Source organism: Streptomyces thermocarboxydovorans (genome assembly GCF_039524635.1).
Classification (GTDB): Bacteria; Actinomycetota; Actinomycetes; order Streptomycetales; family Streptomycetaceae; genus Streptomyces; species Streptomyces thermocarboxydovorans.
The window spans coordinates 90,005-114,515 of the sequence record NZ_BAAAGU010000014.1; the positions used below are offsets into that span (position 1 = coordinate 90,005).

24 protein-coding genes and 2 pseudogenes are annotated in these 24,511 nt (G+C 70.7%); 14 read left to right on the forward strand and 12 right to left on the reverse strand.

The features are described from left to right. Positions 1-44 precede the first annotated feature (44 nt). Complete coding sequence (locus ABD198_RS09015) at positions 45-845, forward strand: EI24 domain-containing protein (RefSeq protein WP_343999245.1); 801 nt, start codon at positions 45-47, stop codon at positions 843-845. Further along, a complete protein-coding gene (locus ABD198_RS09020; RefSeq protein WP_343999247.1) occupies positions 842-1,456 on the forward strand; it encodes a LysE family translocator in 615 nt (204 codons plus the stop codon). The genes ABD198_RS09015 and ABD198_RS09020 overlap by 4 nt, the downstream gene beginning before the upstream one ends. Here the strand turns inward: ABD198_RS09020 and ABD198_RS09025 are convergent. After that, the gene (locus ABD198_RS09025) at positions 1,428-2,684 is read right to left on the reverse strand and encodes a pyroglutamyl-peptidase I (protein WP_343999250.1); all 1,257 of its coding nucleotides are present in this window, start codon (positions 2,682-2,684) and stop codon (positions 1,428-1,430) included. The genes ABD198_RS09020 and ABD198_RS09025 overlap by 29 nt on opposite strands. Positions 2,685-2,988: 304 nt before the next feature. Continuing rightward, a complete protein-coding gene (locus ABD198_RS09030) occupies positions 2,989-3,852 on the reverse strand; it encodes an SGNH/GDSL hydrolase family protein (RefSeq protein WP_343999252.1) in 864 nt (287 codons plus the stop codon). Positions 3,853-4,156: 304 nt separating this feature from the next. On the opposite strand from ABD198_RS09030, the gene ABD198_RS09035 reads away from it, so the two are divergent. Further along, positions 4,157-4,651: a DUF3145 domain-containing protein gene (locus ABD198_RS09035; RefSeq protein ID WP_343999254.1), complete on the forward strand. Its 495-nt coding sequence runs from the start codon at positions 4,157-4,159 to the stop codon at positions 4,649-4,651. A 117-nt stretch (positions 4,652-4,768) separates the two neighbouring features. Here ABD198_RS09035 and fabF read toward each other — a convergent pair whose 3' ends face one another. From fabF to fasR, 5 genes are all read right to left on the reverse strand, one after another. Beyond that, a complete protein-coding gene (gene fabF, locus ABD198_RS09040; RefSeq protein ID WP_343999256.1) occupies positions 4,769-6,040 on the reverse strand; it encodes a beta-ketoacyl-ACP synthase II in 1,272 nt (423 codons plus the stop codon). Between the two features lie 134 nt (positions 6,041-6,174). Continuing rightward, a complete protein-coding gene (locus ABD198_RS09045; RefSeq protein WP_004988657.1) occupies positions 6,175-6,423 on the reverse strand; it encodes an acyl carrier protein in 249 nt (82 codons plus the stop codon). A 78-nt stretch (positions 6,424-6,501) separates the two neighbouring features. Continuing rightward, a complete protein-coding gene (locus tag ABD198_RS09050; protein WP_343999258.1) occupies positions 6,502-7,503 on the reverse strand; it encodes a ketoacyl-ACP synthase III in 1,002 nt (333 codons plus the stop codon). A gap of 21 nt (positions 7,504-7,524) precedes the next feature. Then, entirely contained in the window at positions 7,525-8,439 is a 915-nt protein-coding gene (locus ABD198_RS09055) for an ACP S-malonyltransferase (protein ID WP_343999259.1), read from the reverse strand. An 89-nt stretch (positions 8,440-8,528) separates the two neighbouring features. Beyond that, the gene (gene fasR, locus ABD198_RS09060; protein WP_343999262.1) at positions 8,529-9,734 is read right to left on the reverse strand and encodes a fatty acid biosynthesis transcriptional regulator FasR; all 1,206 of its coding nucleotides are present in this window, start codon (positions 9,732-9,734) and stop codon (positions 8,529-8,531) included. A 161-nt stretch (positions 9,735-9,895) separates the two neighbouring features. On the opposite strand from fasR, the gene ABD198_RS09065 reads away from it, so the two are divergent. Then, positions 9,896-10,606, forward strand: coding sequence for a pirin family protein (locus tag ABD198_RS09065; protein WP_343999293.1), 711 nt, complete (start codon positions 9,896-9,898; stop codon positions 10,604-10,606). Here ABD198_RS09065 and ABD198_RS09070 read toward each other — a convergent pair. Beyond that, entirely contained in the window at positions 10,569-11,393 is an 825-nt protein-coding gene (locus ABD198_RS09070; protein WP_343999264.1) for a serine hydrolase domain-containing protein, read from the reverse strand. The genes ABD198_RS09065 and ABD198_RS09070 overlap by 38 nt on opposite strands. 128 nt (positions 11,394-11,521) lie before the next feature. Between ABD198_RS09070 and ABD198_RS09075 the strand changes: the two genes are divergently transcribed. Together ABD198_RS09075 and ABD198_RS09080 are read left to right on the forward strand one after the other, a co-directional pair. Then, the gene (locus tag ABD198_RS09075) at positions 11,522-11,989 is read left to right on the forward strand and encodes a MerR family transcriptional regulator (RefSeq protein WP_343999266.1); all 468 of its coding nucleotides are present in this window, start codon (positions 11,522-11,524) and stop codon (positions 11,987-11,989) included. Continuing rightward, positions 11,986-13,002 carry an aldo/keto reductase gene (locus tag ABD198_RS09080; protein WP_343999268.1) on the forward strand — a complete coding sequence of 339 codons (1,017 nt, stop codon included), beginning with the start codon at positions 11,986-11,988 and terminating at the stop codon, positions 13,000-13,002. The genes ABD198_RS09075 and ABD198_RS09080 overlap by 4 nt, the downstream gene beginning before the upstream one ends. Positions 13,003-13,114: 112 nt before the next feature. Here the strand turns inward: ABD198_RS09080 and ABD198_RS09085 are convergent, their stop codons facing one another. From ABD198_RS09085 to ABD198_RS09095, 3 genes and pseudogenes are all read right to left on the reverse strand, one after another. Then, entirely contained in the window at positions 13,115-13,963 is an 849-nt protein-coding gene (locus ABD198_RS09085) for a DUF4429 domain-containing protein (protein ID WP_343999270.1), read from the reverse strand. 66 nt (positions 13,964-14,029) lie between these two features. Beyond that, on the reverse strand, positions 14,030-15,247 hold the full coding sequence (locus tag ABD198_RS09090; protein WP_343999272.1) for an alpha/beta hydrolase: 1,218 nt from the start codon (positions 15,245-15,247) through the stop codon (positions 14,030-14,032). A 127-nt stretch (positions 15,248-15,374) separates the two neighbouring features. After that, positions 15,375-15,542 (reverse strand): annotated as a pseudogene (locus tag ABD198_RS09095) (TetR family transcriptional regulator); the annotation flags it as partial. Positions 15,543-15,544: 2 nt separating this feature from the next. Between ABD198_RS09095 and ABD198_RS09100 the strand changes: the two are divergent. Further along, positions 15,545-16,008, forward strand: a pseudogene (locus ABD198_RS09100) (MFS transporter); the annotation flags it as partial. A 270-nt stretch (positions 16,009-16,278) separates the two neighbouring features. Further along, positions 16,279-16,587: a small hydrophobic protein gene (locus ABD198_RS09105; protein ID WP_343999275.1), complete on the forward strand. Its 309-nt coding sequence runs from the start codon at positions 16,279-16,281 to the stop codon at positions 16,585-16,587. A gap of 107 nt (positions 16,588-16,694) precedes the next feature. Here the strand turns inward: ABD198_RS09105 and aceE are convergent, their stop codons facing one another. Then, positions 16,695-19,442 (reverse strand): pyruvate dehydrogenase (acetyl-transferring), homodimeric type, encoded by a 2,748-nt coding sequence (gene aceE / locus ABD198_RS09110; protein WP_343999277.1) that lies wholly within the window; start codon positions 19,440-19,442, stop codon positions 16,695-16,697. 412 nt (positions 19,443-19,854) lie between these two features. Here aceE and ABD198_RS09115 point away from each other — a divergent pair, with 412 nt between their 5' ends. The 6 genes from ABD198_RS09115 (at position 19,855) to ABD198_RS09140 (ending at position 24,346) form a co-directional block, all read left to right on the forward strand. Next, complete coding sequence (locus ABD198_RS09115) at positions 19,855-20,292, forward strand: DUF3052 domain-containing protein (RefSeq protein WP_343999279.1); 438 nt, start codon at positions 19,855-19,857, stop codon at positions 20,290-20,292. 197 nt (positions 20,293-20,489) lie between these two features. Then, positions 20,490-20,948, forward strand: a complete 459-nt coding sequence (locus ABD198_RS09120; protein ID WP_343999281.1) for a peroxiredoxin — start codon at positions 20,490-20,492, stop codon at positions 20,946-20,948. Positions 20,949-21,061: 113 nt separating this feature from the next. Next, positions 21,062-21,637 (forward strand): calcium homeostasis/redox stress adaptation protein, encoded by a 576-nt coding sequence (locus ABD198_RS09125; RefSeq protein WP_343999283.1) that lies wholly within the window; start codon positions 21,062-21,064, stop codon positions 21,635-21,637. A gap of 96 nt (positions 21,638-21,733) precedes the next feature. Further along, complete coding sequence (locus ABD198_RS09130) at positions 21,734-22,309, forward strand: TerD family protein (protein WP_343999285.1); 576 nt, start codon at positions 21,734-21,736, stop codon at positions 22,307-22,309. Between the two features lie 50 nt (positions 22,310-22,359). Further along, on the forward strand, positions 22,360-23,499 hold the full coding sequence (locus ABD198_RS09135) for a DUF475 domain-containing protein (RefSeq protein WP_343999287.1): 1,140 nt from the start codon (positions 22,360-22,362) through the stop codon (positions 23,497-23,499). A gap of 109 nt (positions 23,500-23,608) precedes the next feature. Continuing rightward, entirely contained in the window at positions 23,609-24,346 is a 738-nt protein-coding gene (locus ABD198_RS09140) for a TerD family protein (protein ID WP_343999288.1), read from the forward strand. Positions 24,347-24,511: the final 165 nt, after the last annotated feature.

Consider the following 24,511-nt stretch of genomic DNA (forward strand, 5'->3'; position numbering starts at 1 on the left):
CGGTACGCAGGCGACAGAGCGTTCGACTCACATATGGTTTCCCCATGCGCGATCTTGGGGTGGGTCTCCGGTTCCTGCTGAGGGGCCAGCGGTGGGTGGTCCGGCACGGCAAGCAGTTCGGATTCGGGCTGCTGCCCGGGCTCATCACCCTCGTCCTGTACGCGGCGGCGCTGGTCGCGCTCGCCCTGTGGGGCGAGGACCTCGTCGCCTGGGCGACGCCGTTCGCCGACGACTGGCCGAGCCCGTGGGCGGGTCTTTTCCGCGGCTTCCTCACCGTGGTGCTGTTCGCCCTGGGCCTGCTGCTGTCGGTGCTCACCTTCACCGCGGTGACGCTGCTCATCGGGCAGCCCTTCTACGAGAGCCTGTCGGAGAAGGTCGACGAGGACGTCTCGCCCGACGGCCACGCGCCCGAGTCGGGCCTGCCGCTGTGGCGGGAGCTGTGGATCTCCGCCCGGGACAGCCTGCGGATCGTGCTGCGGGCGCTGGTGTGGGCCGTGCTGCTCTTCGCGCTCGGCTTCATCCCCGTCGCGGGCCAGACCGTCGTCCCGGTGATCGGCTTCTTCGTCACCGGCTTCTTCCTCACCGAGGAACTCACCGCCATCGCCCTGCAGCGCCGCCGCGTCGAACTGCGCGACCGGCTGGCCCTGCTGCGGTCCCGCAAGACGCTGGTGTGGGGCTTCGGCACTCCGCTGGGACTGGCGTTCCTCGTCCCGTTCGTGGCCGTCTTCCTGATGCCGGGCGCGGTCGCCGGGGCCACCCTGATGGCGCGCGAGCTGCTCGGCGAGCCGATCGCCGAAGAGGACGACGAGGAGCAGGCGGCGGAGGAGGAAGGGGTCTCCCGGTGACCGAGGTGCTCGCCGTCGCCGTCATCACCGTCCTCGCCGTGGTCGCGCCCGGCGCCGACTTCGCCATGATCGTGCGCAACAGCTACCTCTACGGCCGCCGGACCGGGCTGCTCGGCGCGGCCGGGGTCGCCGCCGGAGTGCTGGTGCACGTCACCTACACGATGCTCGGCGTCGGCCTGCTGATCGCCTCCTCCGCCTTCCTGTTCACCGTCATCAAGCTCACCGGCGCCGCCTACCTCGTCTACATCGGCGTGCGCACCTTCCGCACCCGCGCCGAGGTCACCGTCGACCTGGAGCGGCGGGGCGGACTCACCCCGTTCGCCGCGCTGCGCACCGGCTTCCTGACCAATGTGCTCAACCCCAAGACGACCCTCTTCGTCGTCTCCACATTCGCCCAGGTCGTCGGCCCGGACACACCGGTCGTGCAGCAGGTGGGCTACGGGCTGTTCATGTCGCTGGCCCACCTGCTGTGGTTCGGCGCCGTCGCGGTGTTCTTCTCCCACGACCGGATGCGCACCCTGATGCTGCGCGGCCAGAAGCTCCTCAACAAGCTCATCGGATCCGCCCTGGCCGGCCTGGGCGTCAGCCTCGCGTTCGCGCCTTCTCACTAGCCGACGCGGCCACGCCCACGATCGCGCGCACCTGGGTGATGATGTCCAGCCGGTTGCGCACGAACTGCGGGTCGGTCACCTCGGTGGTGTTGCCGGCGCCGAACTGCAGCACGGGCGTGTGCACATGGCCGCCGGGCAGCTTCTCGTGCAGGCCGAGACGGTCGCGCAGCAGGGTGGCCCGGTAGGCGATCTCGTTGGACAGGTAGTTCCCGCCCCCGCCCGCGCGGGCCGTGGAGCCGGGCGTGGGCCCGTCGGGGCGGACCACCGGCTCGGTGCCGCCGGCCGGGATCTCCGTCACGCTGGTGTTGTCGTACACCGGGAAACGCCCCGTGTCAGCGGCGACGATGTCCGCGTACGGCAGCGTGGTCGACGTCCACTGGGGCTGTGTGGCCGGATCGGCGACCGGGACGGTCTCGGTGCGGGAGACGTTCTCGTTGTCCGGGAAGCCGCCCCGCCAGGCCCCGTTGGTGCGCTCCACGTCGAAGCGGCCCGGCCGGCCCTGGCTGACCGTGGTGAACAGGTCGATCCGCGGCAGATGCGGCTTCAGGGCCCGCTCCACCGTCTGCTCGGTGAAGTCCCGCCAGCGCACCGGGAACACGGCCGTCTCGATGCGCGCCGGACCGTCGGCGGTCTCGATCACGGTGCCGTCCAGGGCGAGCGCGGTGGCCCCCGACGGGTTGGAGATCCGGATGTCGCGGTCCAGGGTGAACGGGTCGAACCCGGTGACCAGAATCCGCCGCAGCTTGCCGCCGTGCGGGTAGCGGATCGTGGTCTGACCGCGCGAGGTGCGCTCCAGCTCCTCGAGAAGCCGCGCACGCTCGGCGTCGGTGAGCTGGAAGGACGGCTCCCAGGTCCGCAGCTCGCGCGTCATGCTCAGCCGCGCCCAGTACAGCGGCCGGTCGTCGTCCCGGCTGAGGTCGCCGCCCGCCGGGCCCCGCTCCTGCGCCCGCGCCACCGCCCGCCGCCACAGAGCCGTGCCCTGGTGCTCGACGATCCGCCGGGCCTGCTCGTAGGACGTCGCCCGGTGCAGCCGCCGGGTGAAGTCCGCAGCCACCGCGTCGAATCCGGAGCGGCGCAGAATCTCCTGCGGGGCGGCCCGGTCGAGGCGCTGCTCCTCCACGGTGGGGGAGGGGGCGGCGTCTCCGGCGGCGCTCGCGGTCACCGGCGCGGTGAGCGAGGTGAGCAGCGCCAGACCGAGAGCGCCGACACCAACGCGTCCAGATATCAAGGCGGTTGGACCTTCCGTCGTCGTGGGGTACGTACCGGAGGCCGCAGTATGTCAGCCGCCCGCCCGGCCCGGCAGAGGTCCGCAGGACGACCTCAAGAGGACCTCAGGCGACCTCCGGACGCCCGGGCGACGACAAGGGTGCGCTTCTTCGGTCATGTGTGTGAAAACTTCGTACGAATTCCGGCCCGGGACCCGATCGCGGGGCACGGGCCCGGCGGGACGGTTAACGTCGGTGGCCGGGGGCACCCAGGAGCAGCCCCGGTCCGGGACCCTGACCTCGGGCCGGGGCTCAGGGCTTTTCCGCTCAGGGCTTCTTCGCCGTGACCGTCCGGTAGGCGATCTCCGCGAGCCTCGCCTGCCCGTCGATGCTCGGATGGAACCAGTCCCAGCGGCTCAGCTGCGCGGTCCCGAAGCGGTACGCGTGCACCGCGCCGCCGTCGAACCGGCACCGCCGGTCCTCGGCGCACACCTCGGCCAGCGCCTCGTTGTAGTCCGCCACCCGCCGGCTCACCGTCTCCCGGCGCTCGACGGCCGCCGCGTCCAGCGCGTCCGGGTCGCCCAGCATCGACGGGCAGATGCCGAGCTTCCACACCTGCTTGCCCAGCGCGCTGGTCCGCCCCGTCGACCACAGCCGCTTCAGATCCGGCACGCTCGCCACATACACCTGCGCCTTCGGCAGCGCCGCGCGCAGGGTGCGCATCGCCTCCTCGAAGCCGGCGCGGAACTCCTCCACCGGGGTCATCTTCGAGGTGCTGGACCGGCAGGCGTCATTGGCCCCGGCCATCACCGCCACCAGCTGGGGCTTGCGCCGCACCGCACGGGCCATCTGACCGGGCAGATCCGCCATCCGCGCCCCGGTCACCGCGTAGTTCCAGCTGCGCTCGGCCGCGCCCGCCTTCCCCAGCAGCCGCACGGCCAGACTGTTCACCCTCTCGCTGCTGCCCGTCGCCCAGGACACCTCGGGACAGTCCGTGAGCACCGCGCAGGCGTCGAAACCCGTGGTGATGGAGTCCCCCACCGCCGCGATCGAGGACGGGCTGGTGTCCCACACCGGAGGCTTCGGCTTCGGCGACGGCCTGCCCAGCTTCGCCTCCGTGCCCGAGGGGGCCGGCTCGTCGCCGCCGGTCGCGTCGCACCCCGCCACGCCGAGCAGACCGGCCGTCAGCACGGCTGCGACAGTACGTGCGCCGCGCCTGCGCCTGCCCTGGTGCACTTCTCTCGCCTCCCCGCGCGTCGTGACAACACCGTCCCCCACCCATTAACAACGCACGCGGGTTCCCGCTCGACCGGAGGGAACGTCCGGCACCCGTACTAGCGTCCTGCCGGGTGAATGGTGAAAGTTTCCCGGCACTGGGACCGACGGTACGTCACACTCCTTGCGCCGTCGCAGGGTAGCCTCGCCATCAACGTGGCCCGCCCGGCCACCGCCGCCAGCCCGTTGTCAAGATGTCCCGCTCAGCCCGGAGGTTCCGGTGACGACACGTGGAGTTCTGTACGTGCACTCCGCTCCGCGCGCGCTGTGCCCGCACGTCGAGTGGGCCGTCGCCGGTGTGCTCGGCACGCGCGTCAGCCTGGACTGGATCCGCCAGCCGGCCGCCCCCGGCACCTGGCGCTCGGAGTTCTCCTGGCAGGGCCGGCCCGGCACCGCCTCCAAGCTCGCCTCCGCCCTGCGCGGCTGGCAGCTGCTGCGCTTCGAGGTCACCGCGGAGCCGTCGCCCAGCGCCGAGGGCGAGCGCTACAGCTGCACCCCGGACCTGGGCATCTTCCACGCCGTCACCGGCATCCACGGCGACATCCTCATCCCCGAGGACCGGCTGCGCGCCGCCCTGCAGCGGGCCAAGGCCGAGGAGGCCGACCTGGAGGCGGAGATCGCCAAGCTCCTCGGCAAGCCCTGGGACGACGAGCTGGAGCCGTTCCGCTACGCCGGCGAGGGCGCCCCGGTCCGCTGGCTGCACCAGGTGGTCTGACGGCCCCTGCGGCGCAGCCGGGGGCAACCTGTCACCGGCCCCGTGCACGGCACATGGCCCGGCCTCCTCACGGAGACCGGGCCATGATCAGTCGGGTCGGCCGTCACACGGCCGTTCTCACACGGTACGGAACGCCAGCACCACGTTGTGGCCGCCGAAGCCGAACGAGTCGTTGAGCGCGGCGATCCGCCCGTCCACCGGGAGCTTGCGCGCCTCGCCCCGCACGACGTCCGCGTTCGCCTCGGCCTCGGGGTCGATGTTCTCCACGTTGATGGTCGGCGGGGCCACCCGGTGGTACAGCGCCAGCACGGTGGCGACCGTCTCGACACCGCCCGCGCCACCGAGCAGGTGACCGGTCATCGACTTGGTCGCGGAGACCGCGATGTGGTCGGTGTCGTCGCCGAACACCTTCCGCAGCGCCTTCAGCTCGGCGATGTCACCGGCCGGCGTGGAGGTGGCGTGCGCGTTGACGTGCACGATCTCCGCCGGGTCCAGGTCCGTGCGCTCCAGCAGGTTCTGCAGCGCGTGCGAGATGCCCCGGCCCTCGGGCTCGGGCTGCACGATGTCGTGGCTGTCGGCGGAGATGCCCTGCCCGACCGCCTCCGCGTACACCCGGGCGCCGCGCCGGGCGGCGTGCTCGGCGGACTCCAGGACGATCACACCGGCGCCCTCGCCGAGGACGAAGCCGTCACGGGCCACGTCGTAGGGGCGGGAGGCGCCCTGCGGGTCGTCGTTGTTCTTGGACATCGCCATCATGTTGCCGAACGCGGCGATGGGCAGCGGGTGGATCGCCGCCTCCGTGCCGCCCGCGACGACGACGTCGGCGCGGCCGGTGCGGATCATCTCGATGGCGTAGCCGATGGCCTCCGCGCCCGACGCGCACGCCGAGACCGGCGTGTGCACGCCCGCGCGGGCACCCACGAACAGGCCCACGTTGGCGGAGGGGCTGTTCGGCATCAGCATGGGCACGGTGTGCGGGGAGACACGGCGGACGCCCTTCTCCTTCAGCACGTCGTACTGGTCCAGCAGGGTCGTCACGCCGCCGATGCCGGAGGCGATGACCGCACCCAGCCGGTCGGGGTCGACGTCGGCGCCCTCGCCGGCCTTCGTCTCGAAACCGGCGTCGGCCCACGCCTCCTTCGCCGCGACCAGCGCGAACTGCGCCGAGCGGTCCAGGCGGCGGGCCTGCGGCCGGGGGATGACCTCGGTGGGCTCCACGGCCACGGGGGCCGCGATACGGACCGCCTGCTCGGCGGCCCACTCCTGCGTCAGGGGCTTGACACCGGAACGTCCGGCGACCAGGCCCTCCCAGGTAGAGGCTGCGTCGCCACCCAGCGGTGTGGTTGCGCCGATACCGGTGACGACCACGGTGCGATTGGTCGAGCTCACGGGAATTCTTTCTCCAACGGATACGAGGATTCGTACGGCGCCACCGCCGGGTGGCGGGGCCGGGGCTCCCGGCCGCCTCGGGCCTTGCCGCGCGGATCCGCGCGGACCCGGGCGGACGGAAGGCCCGGCAGGGCTCAGGCCTGGTGCTTGAGGATGTATTCGGTCGCGTCGCCGACGGTCTTGAGGTTCTTGACGTCGTCGTCCGGGATCTTGACGTCGAAGCGCTCTTCGGCAGCGACGACGACCTCGACCATGGACAGCGAGTCGACGTCCAGGTCGTCGGTGAAGGACTTGTCCAGCTGGACGTCCTCAACCGGGATGCCGGCGATCTCGTTCACGATCTCCGCGAGACCGGCGACGATCTCTTCCTGAGTGGCGGCCATGGTGGCGCTCCTTCGCTGTGATTCCAGAGGGTGTGGCGTTGATGTCCGTCCCGGACCGGATGATCCGGCACGGAGTGCCTAGGGGAGGGTAACGACAGTCGCGGCGTAGACGAGACCCGCCCCGAAGCCGATGACGAGCGCGGTGTCGCCGCTCTTCGCCTCGCCGGTCGCCAGGAGCCGCTCCATCGCGAGCGGGATCGAGGCGGCCGAGGTGTTGCCGGTGGTGCGGATGTCACGGGCGACCGTGACGTGCTCCGGCAGCTTGAGGGTCTTCACCATCGAGTCGATGATCCGCACATTCGCCTGGTGCGGGATGAAGACGTCCAGGTCGTCCGGGGCGATACCGGCCGCGTCCAGCGCCTGCTGAGCGACCTTCGCCATCTCGAACACGGCCCAGCGGAACACCGCCTGGCCCTCCTGCGTGATCGCAGGGAACTTGTCCACCGTGCCGTCGCGGTAGTCCGTCCACGGCACGGTCTGCTTGATGGTGTCGGACTTGTCGCCCTCGGAGCCCCACACGGTCGGGCCGATCGCCGGCTCCTCGGAGGGGCCGACCACGACCGCCCCCGCGCCGTCGCCGAACAGGAAGGCCGTGGCCCGGTCCTCCAGGTCCGTCAGGTCGCTGAGCCGCTCCACGCCGATGACGAGGACGTACTCCGCGGAACCCTCGGCGATCATGCCCTTGGCGAGGGTGAGGCCGTAGCCGAAGCCGGCGCAGCCGGCGGAGATGTCGAAGGCGGCGGCCTTGTCGGTGCCCAGCTTGTCGGCGATCTCGGTGGCGACCGCGGGGGTCTGCTTGAAGTGCGAGACCGTGGAGACGATCACGCCGCCGATCTGCTCTGCGGAGATGCCCGCGTCGGCGAGTGCCTTGCCGGACGCCTCCAGCGACATCGCGGTGACGGTCTCCTCGGGACCGGCCCAGTGCCGGGTCTCGATGCCGGAGCGGGAGCGGATCCACTCGTCGGAGGAGTCGATCCTCTCCAGGATCACCTCGTTCGGCACGACCCGGGTGGGCCGGTAGCCGCCCACGCCGAGGATGCGCGCGTACGGGGCGCCCTTGCTGGGCTTGATCTTCGCCATGCGGGGGCTCCTTAAGGGCGATCAGGCGGTGTGCTCGGCGATGAGCTCGCGGGCCGCGTCGAGGTCGGCTGGGGTCTTCAGGGCCAGCGTCTTGACGCCGGGCAGCGCACGCTTGGCGAGACCGGTCAGGGTGCCGCCGGGGCAGACCTCGAGGAGCGCGGTGACGCCCAGCTCCTTGAAGGTCTCCATGCACAGGTCCCAGCGCACCGGGTTCGCCACCTGGCCGACCAGGCGCTCGAGCACCTCCGTGCCGGACGCGACGGCCTTGCCGTCCTTGTTCGACACGTAGGTGACCCTCGGGTCGGCCGGGGTGAGGTCCGCGGCGGCCTTGGCCAGGGTGTCGACGGCGGGGGCCATGTGGTGCGTGTGGAAGGCGCCGGCCACCTTCAGGGCGACGACCTTGCGCACGCCCTCGGGCTTGTCCGCCTCCAGGGCGGCCAGCTGCTCCTTGGTGCCGGCGGCCACGATCTGGCCCGCGCCGTTGATGTTCGCCGGGGTCAGGCCCAGCTTCTCCAGGTGCGGCACGGTCACCTCGGGGTCGCCGCCGAGCAGCGCCGCCATGCCGGTCTCGGTGATCGCGGCGGCGTCGGCCATCGCCAGACCCCGCTTGCGGACCAGGCCGAGCGCGGCCTTGTCGTCGAGGACACCGGCGAACGCGGCGGCCGTGATCTCACCGACGCTGTGACCGGCGACCGCGCCCGGGGTGATGTCACCGAGTGCCGCGGCGGACAGCAGTCCGGCGGCGACCAGCAGCGGCTGGGCGACGGCCGTGTCGCGGATCGCGTCCGCGTCGGCCTTCGTGCCGTAGTGGGCGAGGTCGAGGCCGATGGCGTCGGACCAGGCGGCCACACGGTCGGCGGCACCGGGAAGGTCGAGCCATTCAGTCAGGAAGCCGGGCGTCTGGGCGCCCTGGCCGGGAGCGACGAGTACGAGCACTCTCACACTCTCTCTTGGGGACGGCAGAAGCCGCCCGTGAGGACAGGGACGAAGAACACGAAGGGGTTTTGTGGAGCCCCGACAAAAGACTAGAGCTGGAGATCACTATCGGCCAGACGCCCCAGGATCAGGGCGATTCGCAGCGTGAACGCGGAACGCACGTCGGAGGGCGACCAGCCGGTGACGTCAGTCACACGTCGGAGCCGGTAGCGCACGGTGTTGGGGTGCACGAACAGCATCCGCGCGGCGCCCTCGAGACTGCTCGCCTGCTCCAGGAAGACGCTCAGCGTCTCCAGCAGGGCGGCCCCGGCCTCCTCCAGCGGTCTGTAGATCTCCTCCACCAGCTGCTCGCGGGCGCTCGGGTCTCCGGCGATCGCGCGCTCCGGCAGCAGGTCGTCCGCCAGCACCGGACGCGGGGCGTCCTGCCAGGCGGAACACGCCTTCAGACCGGCCGCGGCGGCCTGCGCCGACCTGGTCGCGGCCTGCAGATCCGGCACCACCGGACCCGCCACCACCGGCCCCGGCGCGAACGGGCCGATCAGCGACTTGGCGACGGCCAGCGGGTTGTCGCTGCCGCCCGCGATCACCACCAGACGGTCGCCGAGCACCCCGGTGAGCACCTGGAGCTTGGCGTGCCGGGCAGCCCGCCGGATCGCCTCCACGGTCAGCTCGGAGTCGCCGTCGGGCGCGGTGCCCAGCACCACGCAGACGTGCTCGGGCGAGTTCCAGCCGAGCGCGGCGGCCCGTGAGACGGCACCCTCGTCGGCCTCGCCGCTGAGCACGGCGTTGACGACCAGCGACTCCAGGCGCGCGTCCCAGGCACCCCGTGCCTCGGCGGCCTGCGCGTACACCTGCGCGGTGGCGAAGGCGATCTCCCGCGCGTACACCAGCAGCGCCTCGCGCAGCACGCTCTCGTCGCCCGGCGCCGCCACCTCGTCGATGGCGGACTCCATCACCTCGATGGTGGTCCGCACCATCTCCACGGTCTGCCGCAGCGTGATCGCCCGGGTCAGCTCGCGCGGCGCGGTGCCGAAGACGTCGGTGGAGATCGCCTGCGGTGCGTCCGGGCGCCGGAACCACTCGGTGAACGCGGCGATACCGGCCTGCGCGACCAGTCCGATCCAGGAACGGTTCTCCGGTGGCATCGCCCGGTACCAGGGCAGCGTCTCGTCCATCCGCGCGATCGCCTGCGCGGCGAGAGAGCCGGACGACTTCTCCAGCCGCTTCAGCGTCGCGGCGTGCGGATGAGCGGACCGTGCGGCGGAATGGGGCTTGCTGGTCTCTGGTTCGGGCACGGGACAAGACTGCCTTATCAGGACGGGTGCGTGCTGTGCCGGGGTTGGAGAAGGGCCGGAGAAGACGGTGCCGCAGGCGGCCCGCCCGCTCCGGCGGTGGCGGGCCCTTGCCGAGGGCCGGTCCGGGCCGGGCGCCGGCGGCGGCTACCGTGGGGCGTGTGATGGACGTACGGCGGGCCGGTGAGCGCTACCGGGGCGGGGACCCCGGGGCCGGGATGGAGAGCCTGCACGCCTTCTCCTTCGGCCCCCACTACGACCCGGACAACCTGCGCTTCGGGGCCGTGATCGCCTGCAACGAGGAGCGGCTCGCCCCCGGGGCCGGGTTCGACGAGCACCCGCACAGCCACACCGAGATCGTGACCTGGGTGGTGGAGGGCGAGCTGACCCACCGGGACTCCGCGGGCAACGAGAGCGTGGTGCGCCCCGGGGACGTGCAGCGGCTGAGCGCCGCCTCCGGGGTGCGGCACGTGGAGCGCAACGACGGGACCGGGCCGCTGACCTTCCTGCAGATGTGGCTGGCGCCGCTGGAGCCCGGCGGGGAGCCGTTCTACGAGGTCGTCCGCGGCATCGCCGACGCCACCCCCTACGCCGTTCCGGAGGCGGGCGCCATGCTGCATGTGCGGCGCCTCGCGGCCGGCGAGCGCACCGCCGTCCCGGACGCCGCCCACGTGTACGCCCACGTGGTGCGCGGCGAGGTGACCCTCGGCGGCGAGAGGCTCGGCGCCGGCGACTCCGCGCGCATCACGGACGCGGACGGCATCGAGGCGGTCGCGGCGGGCGCCCCCGCCGAACTGCTGCTCTGGGAGATGCAGCCCGCCCCCCGGGACAGCACACCTAGGCCCCTCGCAGCTCCGCCAGCACCGCGTCGGTGAAGGGCGGCCAGGCCTCGATCGCCCAGGGCCCGAAGGCCCGGTCGGTCAGCGCCACACAGGCCGCGCCCGCGTCCGGGTCGATCCACAGGAACGTGCCCGACTGCCCGAAGTGACCGAAGGTGCGGGCGGAGGACGTAGCGCCCGTCCAGTGCGGGGACTTGCCGTCGCGGATCTCGAAGCCCAGACCCCAGTCGTTGGGGTTCTGGTGGCCGTAGCCCGGGAGCACGCCCTTGGTGCCCGGGTACTGCACCGTCATCGCCTCGGCGACCGTGCGCGGGTCGAGCAGCCTCGGCGCCTGCACCTCCGCCGCGAACCGCAGCAGATCCCCGACCGTCGACACGCCGTCCTTGGCGGGCGAGCCCTCCAGCGACGTCGAGGTCATCCCCAGGGGCTCCAGCACCGCCTGCCGCAGATACTCGGCGAACGGGATCTCCGTCGCCTTCGCCACATGGTCGCCCAGCTGCTCGAACCCGGCGTTGGAGTACAGCCGCCGCTCCCCGGGCGCGGAGGTGACCCGGTGCTCGTCGAAGGCCAGACCCGAGGTGTGCGCCAGCAGATGCCGCACCGTCGAGCCCTGCGGACCGGCCGGCTCGTCCAGCTCGATCGCGCCCTCCTCGTACGCCACCAGCACCGCGTACGCCGCGAGCGGCTTGGTGACCGAGGCCAGCGGGAAGGGCCGGTCGGCCGGGCCGTGGGTGCCCAGCACGGTACCGTCCGCCCGTACGACACCCGCCGCAGCGGTGGGAACCGGCCAGTTCTCGATCGACGCGAGGCTCTTCAACGACATGGCGTCGAGCCTAAGCGCTTCCCGCGGGGACCCCGGCAAGGGGGCTGCCGGGCTCCCGCGCGCCACGGGCCGAATTCTCACCGATCTCGCTTGCTTGGAGTGCACTCCAGGGTTCTAGCGTTGAGCCCATGACGGTGACGGAGACCACGGGCGCCACGACCGACATCTGCGCCGGACCACCGGAACACGGTGACCGGCGGCCGGACGGCGCGGACAGGTACACCATCAGTGAGGTCGCCGCCCTCACCGGGCTCTCGGCCCACACCCTGCGCTGGTACGAGCGCATCGGACTGATGCCGCACGTCGACCGCTCCCACACCGGCCAGCGCCGCTACACCAACCGCGACCTGGACTGGCTCGCCCTCGTCGGCAAGCTCCGGCTGACCGGGATGCCGGTCGCCGACATGGTGCGCTACGCCGAGCTGGTGCGCGCCGGCGACCACACCTACCGGGAGCGCTTCGAACTGCTCGAGGCGACCCGCGAGGACGTCCTCGCCCGGATCGCCGAACTCCAGGGCACGCTCGCCGTGCTCGACCGGAAGATCAGCTTCTACGCGGACGCCGGACAGTCACCGGCGCCGGAGAGGACCCGATGACCCCCGCACGGATCGGCACGGCACCCCTCGGCACGAACGGCCCGCAGGCGGGCGTCCAGGGCCTCGGCTGCATGGGCATGAGCTTCGCCTACGGCCCCGCCGACGCGGACGCCTCCCGCGCCACCCTGGAACGCGCCCTCGAACTCGGCGTCACCCTCTACGACACCGCCGACATGTACGGCTCGGGGGAGAACGAGCGCTTCCTGGCGCCGTTCTTCAGGGCCCACCGCGACGAACTGCTCGTCGCCACCAAGTTCGCCCTGGCCCTCGACCCCGAGGACCCCACCCGCCGGATCATCCGCAACGACGGGCCCTACATCCGCCAGGCCGTCGAGGCGAGCCTGAAGCGCCTCGGCGTCGATGTCATCGACCTCTACTACATGCACCGGCGCGATGTGAACGTGCCGATCGAGGAGACCGTCGGCGTGATGGCCGAGCTGGTGCAGGAGGGCAAGGTCAAGCAGCTGGGCCTCAGCGAGGTCACCGCCGGTGAGCTGCGCGCCGCCCACGCCGTGCACCCCATCGCGGCGGTGCAGTCGGAGTGGTCGCTGTTCAGCCGCGACATCGAGGCCAGGGTCGTCCCCGCGGCCCGCGAACTGGGCGTCACCCTCGTCCCGTACTCGCCCCTCGGCCGCGGCTTCCTCACCGGCTCCTTCGCCGACGCCGACAAGGACCTGACCCCGGACGACTTCCGCCGCCGACTGCCCCGCTACACCGGCGAGAACGCCGCCGCCAACCGGGCGCTCCTCGCCCCCCTGCGCACCGTCGCCGAGGCCCACGGCGCCACCCCCGCCCAGATCGCCCTCGCCTGGGTCCACCAGCAGTCCCAGGTCCACGACGTACCCGTCATCCCGATCCCCGGCACCCGCAAACCGGAACGCGTCGAGGAGAACACTGCCGCAACCCGCATCCACCTCACGCAAGCAGAGCTCGACCTCTTGTCCCCGATCGCCGACCAGGTGGCCGGCACCCGCTACGCGGACATGTCGTTCACCTCCGCAGGCAGGGAGTAGCGCAACTTCCTTTCAGGGGCGCGGGGCTCTGCCGATATGCGGCTCCGCCGCGTGGGCGCGACCAGCCACGACGCACCCGCAGATCACAACGCACCGAACCCGGCAGATGCCCCTATAGCTCCGCCAACAACTCCGCCTTCTTCGAAGCGAACTCCTCATCCGTCACCAACCCCGCCTGATGAAGCTCCCCCAGGTGACGAATCCGCTCAGCAATATCCGCGGGATCGCGCCGCGCCGCCGGCGCGATCCCCGCCGGCACCGGCTCACACGTCCGCACAGCCGCCAGCACCGCCGCAGCGAACGGCAGTGACTCGTGCACCGGCCCGTACCCGAGCCCGAACACCACCGCCGCCGGGTCCTGGTCCGGCTGCGCCGGACTCGGCCCCGCGTCCCTGCGCAGCAGCCGCAGATGCCCCTCGAACACCTCCGGCGACCGCCACTCCACCCCGCTCAGCTCGCCCACCGGGAAGCGCTGGTCGCCGGCCTTCCACTTCGCCGACGAGGCCCCGGTCCAGAACCACCGGAAGGAAACGGCCGAGCCGTCGAACGAGGCCTTCCCGTCGTACGCCTTGAAGCTCAGCGGCGGCTTGGGCGCGTCCACCAGGTGGCGTTCGGCGGGGCCCGACTCGGTCAGCGCGGAGCGCAACTCGTCGGCGTAGTACTCCGCGAGCGTCTCGCGCTCGGCGGGCAGCACCAGACGGTACGGGTCGCTGCTCTCCTTCAGCTGCCCGGCCGCCGCCTCCATCAGCGGATCCGCGCCGGGCCGTGGCTCCATCCGCAGGACCACCGTGCCGCGCCTGCCCGGTGTGAGGGTCACTCCTTCGACCGCTTCCAGCGGCACCCGCCGCTCGCCGAGCGCCTGGAACAGCTTGGGTGTTCGAATCCCCCGTTCGTAGCGGATGAGCACGGAGTCGGACTCGAACTCCCAGGCGGCATGAAATCCGGCCAGTACGTCACCCATGCGGCTCATCGTATGCGGCACGTGCTTCTTCGTCCCCTCCCCGCGCAGACCGCAGTTTCTCCGTCGCTACGCGCGTCCGGATGCCGTCGTGGTGGACAAATTCGCCCGGCAGCCCCCGCTTTCGTCGGCGCAGTCCACCGAGCGGTACGCGCCAACTCCGATTTCTGCGAAATTGCGCAGACTGTCCGTATTCGGCTCGAAATACCCGCCGTGTCCCTTGGCTTGACGGGCCGACAGCACCCGCGCCCCGAAGGCGGGGGACACCGGATCGGCGCCGTGGCCCAGACCGCCGACCTCCAGGTACGGCACGTCCTGCACCCAGTCGTCGGCGTCCCGCATCGCCCACACCTGAGCGGAGGTGCGCAGCTGGGCGGCGCGCTCCACGCGCATGCCGGGGCTGCCGGCCACCGCGATGTCGGCGACCCGCGAGGGCAGCTCGGGGGCGGCGAGTCCGCACACCACGGAGCCGTAGCTGTGGCAGAACAGCGAGACGGGGGACACGCCGGGCAGTCCGCGCAGCATCGCGTTCAGGCGTACCGCGCCCTCCTGTGCCCGCATCGCGGTGGCGGCGTCCATGCCCAGGCCGCTGGGCGCGGTGTAGTCGGCCCAGGCGATGACGGCGGTACGGGTGCCCGGGTCGGCGTCGCGCTGCGCGGTGTACAGGGACCTGGCCATGCCGACGGGGGCCGAGTACTCGCGGTACGTGCGCTGGAAGGTGAGCAGATCGGTGTCGACGCCGGGGACGACCACCGAGACGCGTTCCGCCTTGCGGAGGTTGCCGATGACTTCCGCGACGCGGCCGGAGCCGGAGGGGTCGAAGGCGAGGATGTGGCGGCCGGGGCGCATCAGGGCCTCCAGGCGGCCGAGCCTGCGGGCGGCCTGGCGCTTGCCCTCGGGCGTCAGGCGCTCGTCGTGGATGCGTTCGCGCTCGACCTCGCGGGCCTTGTCCAGGGCGATGCGGTTGGCGCGGTAGCGCAGATCGACGGGGGCGCCGTTCATGTTGCCCACGGCGAGCGGGTAGCGGCGGGCGAGGGCGGCGCGCTGTCCGTCGGTGAGCGAGGCGAAGAAGCGGGACAGCCGGGACGGCGCCGAGTCCGGGTCCGGCAGCTGCCACCCCGCTATCCGGCCGCGCTCCCAGGCGTGCAGCGATTTCTCCAGCTCCGTGGCCTCGCGATGGTGGCGCATGACGGTCCAGCCGGTGGTCGTCAGCATCACGAACACGACGGCCAGCGCCAGCAGCGCGCGCCAGACGTTGAGTTGCGGGGTGGTGTCGAAAGAAGTCACTGGGAGGACACACTAGGAGAACGAGACGGTCTCTCGTCAATCAAGTGACTGGTATCACGTTTCAGTGTGTCGATACGAGGATCAATGCGGGGCTCACCACGGAATCGACCCGTACGCCCGTCCCCGGTCAGCTCGTACGCCAGTCCCCCGCGAGGGCAGGGCCCACCTGGTCCAGGTACGTCGCCATCAGATCGCGCATGGCGGCGAGGCTCAGGTCCTCGCCTGCGGACCACAGCCGTTCAGTGACCCGGATCACCCCGCCGAACGCGGCGACCAGGATGCGCGGCCGGGGGTCGGTGGTTCGCCGTGCTCGGCCTCGGCCTCGCCCCGGTCATGGTCGGCGCCACCGAGGTCATCGTGGGCAACGCGCCCATGGAGCTCTCCGGCGTCGCCGGCGGTCTGCAGCAGGCCGCCATGCAGATCGGCGGCAGCCTCGGCACCGCCGTCCTCGGTGCGGTGATGGCCTCCAAGGTCGACTCCGACCTCGAGGGCAACTGGACCGAGGCCGGCCTCCCGCCGCTCACCCCGGAGCAGTCGGGCCAGGCGCCGAGGCCGTCCAGGTCGGTGCGGCGCCGGTGCCGAAGGGCACGCCCGAGGCGATCGCCGCGAAGATCACGGACGTCGCCCACGACACCTTCATCGCCGGCATGCATCTGGCCTCCCTGGTCGCCGCCGGGGTCGCCGTGGTGGCGGTGCTGGTCGCGTTCCTCACCCAGCGGGGGGCGAACGCGGAGGCCGGCGCAGGAGCCGGCCACATCTGACGGGCCCTCGGGACCGAGTTCGCTCATCCGGGTGAACGCACGCGGTGCCCCCTCCTCCGGGAGGTCCCGCAGGTCACAGTGGGCCAAGTCCTCCGCAAAGCCGGAGGGCGACGGCTGCGGCGCGCTGCTGGAGGGGGGCAGCGCGCCGGGCAGCGTCCCGTCCGCCGCTTCCCGGCGGGCACTCGCACGGGCATTCACCGCCCGTACCGGGGCACCCGACATGTCAACACCGCGACATTCCAACTGATCACGGGAATCAGGGAGTTGACGATGGTGAGCTTCGGCGGCGGCACCCGCAGGCATCCCCGCTCACACGGCCGTACCTGGTCACGGAGGGCTGGGCCGGACCGGGCGGCGCTCGGCATCGCCGGACTCGTCTGCGCCGTCGCCGGATTCTTCGCCCTCGGAATCGTGCTCGGCCCCGTCGCCATGATCTGCGGCCGGCTCGCCCTGGGCCGCAGCTGGGCGGGCTCCCGCCCGGTGCCCGCGCTGGTCGCCCTCGTCCTGGGCGCCATCGACACCCTGCTGGCGCTCCTCTGGCTCGCCGGTACGGCCCCGCCGGGCGCCGGACTGCTCTGACCGCCGGCGGACGGCAGACATCAGGAGCAGACACCAACAGGGGCGGGCCCCCGGCAGGGTGAGCCGGGGGCCCGCCCCTCGTCCGTTGCTGTCTCCGCCCCGCAGGGTCAGGCGTCGCCGCCCGCCACCCCCGGGTCGGCCGCGGAGACGTCGAGCAGCTGGTAGCGGTCGATGGCCTGCTTGAGCACCGACCGGTCGACCTTGCCCTCACGGGCCAGCTCGGTCAGCACCGCCACCACGATCGACTGCGCGTCGATGTGGAAGAACCGCCGGGCCGCCCCCCGCGTGTCGGCGAAGCCGAAGCCGTCCGCGCCCAGCGACTGGTACGTCCCCGGCACCCAGCGCGCGATCTGGTCCGGCACCGACCGCATCCAGTCGGACACCGCGACCACCGGACCCTGCGCCCCGCTCAGCTTCCGCGTCACATACGGCACCCGCTGCTCCTCCTCCGGGTGCAGCAGGTTGTGCTCCTCGCAGGCCACCGCCTCGCGCCGCAGCTCGTTCCAGGAGGTCGCCGACCAGACGTCGGCCCTGACGTCCCACTCCTCGGCGAGGATCCTCTGCGCCTCCACCGCCCAGGGGACGGCCACGCCGGAGGCGAGGATCTGCGCCGGCTTCGAGCCCGAGGTGCCCTCGCTGAAGCGGTACAGGCCCTTGAGGATGCCCTCGACGTCCACGTTCTCCGGCTCGGCCGGGTGCTGGATCGGCTCGTTGTAGACGGTCAGGTAGTAGAAGACGTCCTCGCCGTGCGGGTGCTCCTGGTCGCTGCCGTACATCCGGCGCAGACCGTCCTTGACGATGTGGGCGATCTCGTAGGCGAAGGCCGGGTCGTAGGCGACACAGGCCGGGTTGGTGGAGGCCAGCAGATGCGAGTGGCCGTCCGCGTGCTGCAGGCCCTCACCGGTCAGCGTGGTGCGTCCCGCGGTGGCGCCCAGGACGAAGCCGCGTGCCATCTGGTCGGCCATCTGCCAGAACTGGTCGCCGGTGCGCTGGAAGCCGAACATCGAGTAGAAGACGTACACCGGGATCAGCGGCTCGCCGTGCGTGGCGTACGCCGAGCCCGCGGCGATCAGCGAGGCCGTGCAGCCCGCCTCGGAGATGCCGTCGTGCAGCATCTGCCCGTTCGGCGACTCCTTGTAGGCGAGCAGCAGGTCCCGGTCCACCGACTCGTACTGCTGGCCGAGCGGGTTGTAGATCTTGGCGCTCGGGAAGAACGAGTCCATGCCGAAGGTGCGGTACTCGTCCGGCGCGATCAGCACGAACCGCCTGCCGATCTCCTTGTCCCGCATCAGGTCCTTCAGCAGCCGGACGAACGCCATGGTGGTGGCGATCGACTGCTGGCCGGAGCCCTTCTTGACCGCCGCGTACGTCGCGTCGCCCGGCAGCTTCAGCGGCTTGGAGCGGACCACCCGCGTCGGCACATAACCGCCGAGCGCCTTGCGGCGGTCGTGCATGTACTGGATCTCCTCGCTGTCCCGGCCCGGGTGGTAGTAGGGCGGGAGACCGGACTCGAGGTCCTTGTCGGGGATCGGCAGGTGCAGGCGGTCCCGGAAGCGCTTGAGGTCGTCGACCGTCAGCTTCTTCATCTGGTGGGTGGCGTTGCGGCCCTCGAAGTTCGGGCCCAGCGTCCAGCCCTTGATGGTCTTGGCGAGGATGACCGTCGGCTGGCCCTTGTGCTCCAGGGCCGCCTTGTACGCCGCGTAGATCTTGCGGTGGTCGTGACCGCCGCGGCCCAGGTGCAGGATCTGGTCGTCGGTCATGTTCTCGACCATGGCGCGCAGCCGGTGGTCGTCGCCGAAGAAGTGCTCGCGAATGTAGGCGCCGGTCTCGGTGGCGTACGTCTGGAACTGGCCGTCCGGCGTGATGTTCATCTTGTTGACCAGGATCCCGTCCCGGTCCTGCGCGAGCAGCGGGTCCCAGGAGCGGTCCCAGATCAGCTTGATCACGTTCCAGCCGGCGCCCCGGAAGACCGACTCCAGCTCCTGGATGATCTTGCCGTTGCCGCGCACCGGGCCGTCCAGGCGCTGCAGGTTGCAGTTGACCACGAAGGTCAGGTTGTCCAGGCCCTCCCGCGCGGCGAGGGTGAGCTGGCCCAGCGACTCCGGCTCGTCCATCTCGCCGTCGCCGAGGAACGCCCACACGTGCGACCGGGAGGTGTCGGCGATGCCGCGGGCGTGCATGTAGCGGTTCATCCGGGCCTGGTAGATCGCGCTGATCGGGCCGAGGCCCATCGACACGGTCGGGAACTCCCAGAAGTCCGGCATCAGCCGCGGGTGCGGGTACGAGGACAGACCGTAGGGCGCCTTCGACTTCTCCTGCCGGAAGCCGTCCAGGTGCTTCTCGGTCAGCCGGTCCAGCAGGAAGGCGCGGGCGTAGATGCCGGGGGAGGCGTGCCCCTGGAAGAACACCTGGTCGCCGCCGTCGCCCTCGTCCTTGCCCCGGAAGAAGTGGTTGAAGCCCACGTCGTACAGCGAGGCGGAGGAGGCGAAGGTGGCGATGTGGCCGCCGACGCCGATGCCGGGCCGCTGGGCCCTGGACACCATCACGGCCGCGTTCCAGCGGGTGGCGTTGAGGATCTTGCGCTCGATCTCCTCGTTGCCCGGGAAGAACGGCTCCGCGCTGGTGGGGATCGTGTTGACGTAGTCCGTGCTGCGCATCTCGGGCACGGCCACGCGCTTCTCGCGGGCCCGCTCGATCAGCCGCAGCATCAGATAGCGGGCCCGCTCCCTGCCGCGTGCCTCCACCGCGGCGTCCAGGGAGTCGAGCCACTCCTGCGTTTCCTCGGGGTCGAAGTCAGGAACCTGACTCGGAAGGCCGCCAATGATGATCGGGTTGCGATCGGATGCGGAAGCCACGCTGTTCCTTACCTGTCGAAGGGCCGTAAGGACGGCCGCTGCTTCGCTCTTGTCGCCGGACATGGCCGGGTATGCGCCGCTCCCATGGTCCACCTCGGCGCGGTGTACGTCATCTCTACTGCGAGGTAACCCGTGGCCGGACCGGTGGGGGGACGTAAGGGGCGAACTCATTCGAGTCTCGTACCCGCAGACGGTTCCCAAACGTGCAAACTGGGCACAAAGGTGTGGTGTATGTCACCGCGAGCCATGATGCTGTGCCTGGAGTTGCGGCGACCCGGCCGCAAACGTCACCGTTTCGGCGGTCCGGACGGCCGGGTACTTGCGCGATCCGTCCCGCCCGTGTGGACTACGGCCAATGCTTCGCGCACGCGCGTGGCTGAGTTATTCCCAAGACATGATCAGGAGGCAACCCGTGAGCGCGACCGCGGACCACGCGGAGGAGCGGACGAACCCTGCCGCCAGGCTGGGGTTCCAGCCCGGGCAGGTGGTCCAGGAGATCGGCTACGACGACGACGTCGACCAGGAGCTCCGCGAGGCCATTGAGGCCGTCATCGGTAGCGACCTCGTCGACGAGGACTACGACGACGTGGCCGACGCCGTTGTGCTGTGGTTCCGTGACGACGACGGCGACCTGACGGATGCGCTGGTGGATGCCACCACGTACATCGAAGAGGGCGGCTCGATCCTGCTCCTCACGCCGAAGACCGGCCGTGCGGGGTATGTGGAGCCGAGCGACATCTCGGAAGCCGCGACCACGGCCGGTCTGACGGCGTCCAAGAGCGTCAGCGTCGGCAAGGACTGGAGCGGCAGCCGCCTCGCCACGCCGAAGGCAGCCAAGTCCAAGCGGTGACCCCGCGTCGCCGCACGGCCGCCCGCCGCGGCGGCCGGCCCCGGAGGCGGTGCCTCGGGAGCGCCGCCACGGCCTGAGCGGCCACGACGTACCCGACGGCGGACGGGCTGACGCGATCAGCCCGTCCGCCGGCTTTCTGCGCGCCTGCGTAAGGTGTCCATCGTCCGAACGGCCCACTGAAGGGGATGAACACGACGATGGCTATCCAGGTCGGCGAAAAGGCTCCCGACTTCGAGCTCAAGGACAACCACGGCGCGAGCGTGAAGCTCTCCGACTTCCGCGGCCGGAAGAACGTGGTCCTGCTCTTCTACCCCTTCGCCTTCACCGGCGTGTGCACCGGCGAGCTGTGCGAGCTGCGGGACAACCTGCCGCAGTTCACCGACCGCGACACCCAGCTGCTGGCGGTCTCCAACGACTCCATCCACACCCTGCGGGTCTTCGCCGAGCAGGAGAACCTCGAGTACCCGCTGCTGTCGGACTTCTGGCCGCACGGCAACGTCTCGCGGGCCTACGGCGTCTTCGACGAGGACAAGGGGTGCGCCGTGCGCGGCACCTTCATCATCGACAAGGAAGGCGTCGTGCGGTGGACGGTCGTCAACGGCCTCCCGGACGCCCGTGACCTCAACGAGTACGTCAAGGCGCTCGACACCCTGTAATTCTTCGGGTTGCGGGCCTGCGGCGGCCGGGAACCCCTCACTAGGATCGACTCGTTGATCCGACATCCACGCACGATGGGGCATCCTGCCCCAGGACACCATATGGAGGACTCGTGGGAGTCAGCCTCAGCAAGGGCGGCAACGTATCGCTGACCAAGGAGGCGCCGGGCCTGACCGCCGTCATCGTCGGACTGGGGTGGGACGTCCGCACCACGACCGGCACCGACTTCGACCTGGACGCCAGCGCGCTGCTGCTGAACAGCTCCGGAAAGGTCGCGAGCGACCAGCACTTCGTCTTCTTCAACAACCTCAGGAGCCCCGACGGCTCGGTGGAGCACACCGGTGACAATCTCACCGGTGAGGGCGAGGGCGACGACGAGCAGATCAAGGTCAACCTCGCCGCCGTCCCGGCCGACATCGAGAAGATCGTGTTCCCGGTCTCCATTTACGACGCCGAGAACCGTCAGCAGTCCTTCGGCCAGGTGCGCAACGCCTTCATCCGCGTCGTCAACCAGAACGGCGGCACCGAGATCGCCCGCTACGACCTCTCGGAGGACGCCTCCACCGAGACGGCCATGGTCTTCGGCGAGCTCTACCGCCACGGCGCGGAGTGGAAGTTCCGCGCCATCGGTCAGGGCTACGCCTCCGGCCTGCGCGGCATCGCGCAGGACTTCGGCGTGAACGTCTGAGCCGAACCACCTCGATCCGTCCGGCGCCGCACGGTTTACGTGCGGCGCCGGACGCGCAGGACCACCTGAGAAAAGAACGCACCCGGGGAGGGACTCATGGGCGTCACGCTCGCCAAGGGAGGCAACGTCTCCTTGTCCAAGGCCGCACCCAACCTCACGCAGGTGATGGTCGGGCTCGGCTGGGACGCTCGCTCCACCACCGGAGCCCCCTTCGACCTCGACGCCAGCGCCCTGATGTGCACCGGCGGCCGGGTCATGGGCGACGAGTGGTTCATCTTCTACAACCAGCTCAAGAGCCCCGACGGCTCGGTGGAGCACACCGGTGACAACCTCACCGGTGAGGGCGACGGCGACGACGAGTCCCTGCTGGTGGACCTGACCAAGGTGCCGCCGCAGTGCGACAAGATCGTCTTCCCGGTCTCCATCCACATGGCCGACGAGCGCGGCCAGACCTTCGGGCAGGTCAGCAACGCCTTCATCCGTGTCGTCAACCAGGCCGACGGCCAGGAGCTCGCCCGCTACGACCTGAGCGAGGACGCCTCCACCGAAACGGCGATGATCTTCGGCGAGCTCTACCGCTACCAGGGCGAGTGGAAGTTCCGTGCAGTCGGTCAGGGGTACGCGTCGGGGCTGCGGGGCATCGCTCTAGACTTCGGAGTCAACGTTTCGTAAAGCCGAGTACGGCAGCGGGGGATACCCGTGATTACACGATGGGGTAGCCAGTGGTTCTGAAAACCTTCGGCTGGTCGTTCGCGGTCACCGCGCTCGGCCTGGTCGCAGCGGTCTTCTACGGGGGGTGGACCGCCTTCGGCATCGTGGCGATCCTCTCCGTCCTGGAGATCTCGCTGTCCTTCGACAACGCGGTGGTCAACGCCGGGATCCTGAAGAAGATGAATGCCTTCTGGCAGAAGATCTTCCTCACCATCGGCATCCTGATCGCCGTTTTCGGCATGCGGCTGGTCTTCCCCGTCGTCATCGTCGCCATCAGCGCCCAGCTCGGTCCGATCGAGGCCGTCGACCTCGCGCTCACCGACAAGGACCGCTACCAGGAGCTCGTCACCGACGCCCACCCGTCGATCGCCGCGTTCGGTGGCATGTTCCTGCTGATGATCTTCCTCGACTTCATCTTCGAGGACCGCGACATCAAGTGGCTGGGCTGGCTGGAGCGCCCGCTGGCCAAGCTCGGCAAGATCGACATGCTGTCGGTCTGCATCTCGCTGATCGTCCTGCTGATCGCCGCGACGACCTTCGGCGCCAACGCCCACCAGCACGGCGGCGCCCACGCCGACAAGGCGCAGACGGTCCTGCTCGCCGGCATCGCCGGTCTGATCACGTACATGATCGTGGGCGGGCTCTCCGGCTACTTCGAGGACCGCCTCGAGGAAGAGGAGGAGCGCGAGCACGAGGAGGAGGAGAAGGCCGCACGCGAGGGCAAGCCCAAGTCGGCGATCGCCCTGGCCGGCAAGGCCGCGTTCTTCATGTTCCTCTACCTCGAGGTGCTGGACGCGTCCTTCTCCTTCGACGGTGTCATCGGCGCCTTCGCCATCACCAACGACATCGTCCTGATGGCGCTCGGCCTCGGCATCGGCGCCATGTACGTCCGTTCGCTCACCGTGTACCTGGTCCGCCAGGGCACCCTGGACGACTACGTCTACCTGGAGCACGGCGCGCACTACGCGATCGGCGCCCTGGCCGTGATCCTGCTGGTCACCATCCAGTACGAGATCAACGAGATCATCACCGGCCTCATCGGTGTGGTTCTCATTGGCTGGTCCTTCTGGTCCTCCGTGCGCCGCAACCGGGCGCTCGCGGCAGCCGAGGGAGAAGCCGGCACCAAGACGGAGGTCACCTCCGGGGTGTGACAGCCCTCCAGGTGAGGAACGCTTCCCAGCGGGGCGGTCGTCGAGGACTCTCCTCACGGCCGCCCCGCCGGTCGTACGGCGGGGTTCGACAAGCGGATCTGGGGCGGGAATGGGCTTGCTGGACGGACTGTGGCGCGGTCGCGGAACGGACTTCGACTCGGGCAACGCGGCCACCAACGCCATCGAGCTGACCAAACGGCACGGGCACGTCTCCCTGACCAAGCAGGGCGCGGCCACCGGGCATCTGCGCATCAACCTCAGCTGGCGGATGCGCACCTCCGACATCGGCGGCTCCCAGCGCGAGAGCCTGCTGCGCCATCCCTTCAGGGCGCTCAAGCCGCCGGAGGTCGTCGGGCACAGCCAGAGCATGGTCAACGTCGACCTGGACCTCGGCTGCCTCTACGAGCTGCAGGACGGCACCAAGGGCGTGGTGCAGCCGCTCGGCAACTACCTCGGGGACGTCAACGCGCCGCCCTACGTCAAGCTCAGCGGCGACGACCGCTTCGGCTCGGCGTCCGGGGAGACGATGTACGTCAACCTCGACCACCGGGAGGAGATCAAGCGGCTGCTGGTCTTCGCCTACATCTACGACCAGACCCCGGCCTTCGACCGCACCCACGCGGTGGTCACCCTCTACCCCAGCAACGGCCCCCGCATCGAGATCGGCCTCGACGAGCGCGCCCCGCAGGCACGCTCCTGCGCCGTGGTGATGATCGAGAACGTGAAGAACGAGATCATCGTCCGCCGCGAGGTCAAGTTCGTCTACGGCTTCCAGGCCGAGCTCGACCGCCTCTACGGCTGGGGCCTCCAGTGGGGCCGCGGCTACAAGTCCAAGGCGACCCGCTAGCCCGCCGACGGGCACGAGAAGGGCGCCTGGGAGCCCAGGCGACCCTGACCGGTGACCCTAGGGCCTGTCGTTTGGATCAGCCCGCGGGCGCGGGGTCTGGCACGCGCATCTGCGGCGTTGTCACCGGTTGCCGATGCTCCGCATCGGCGCCCTCCTTCGCCTTGC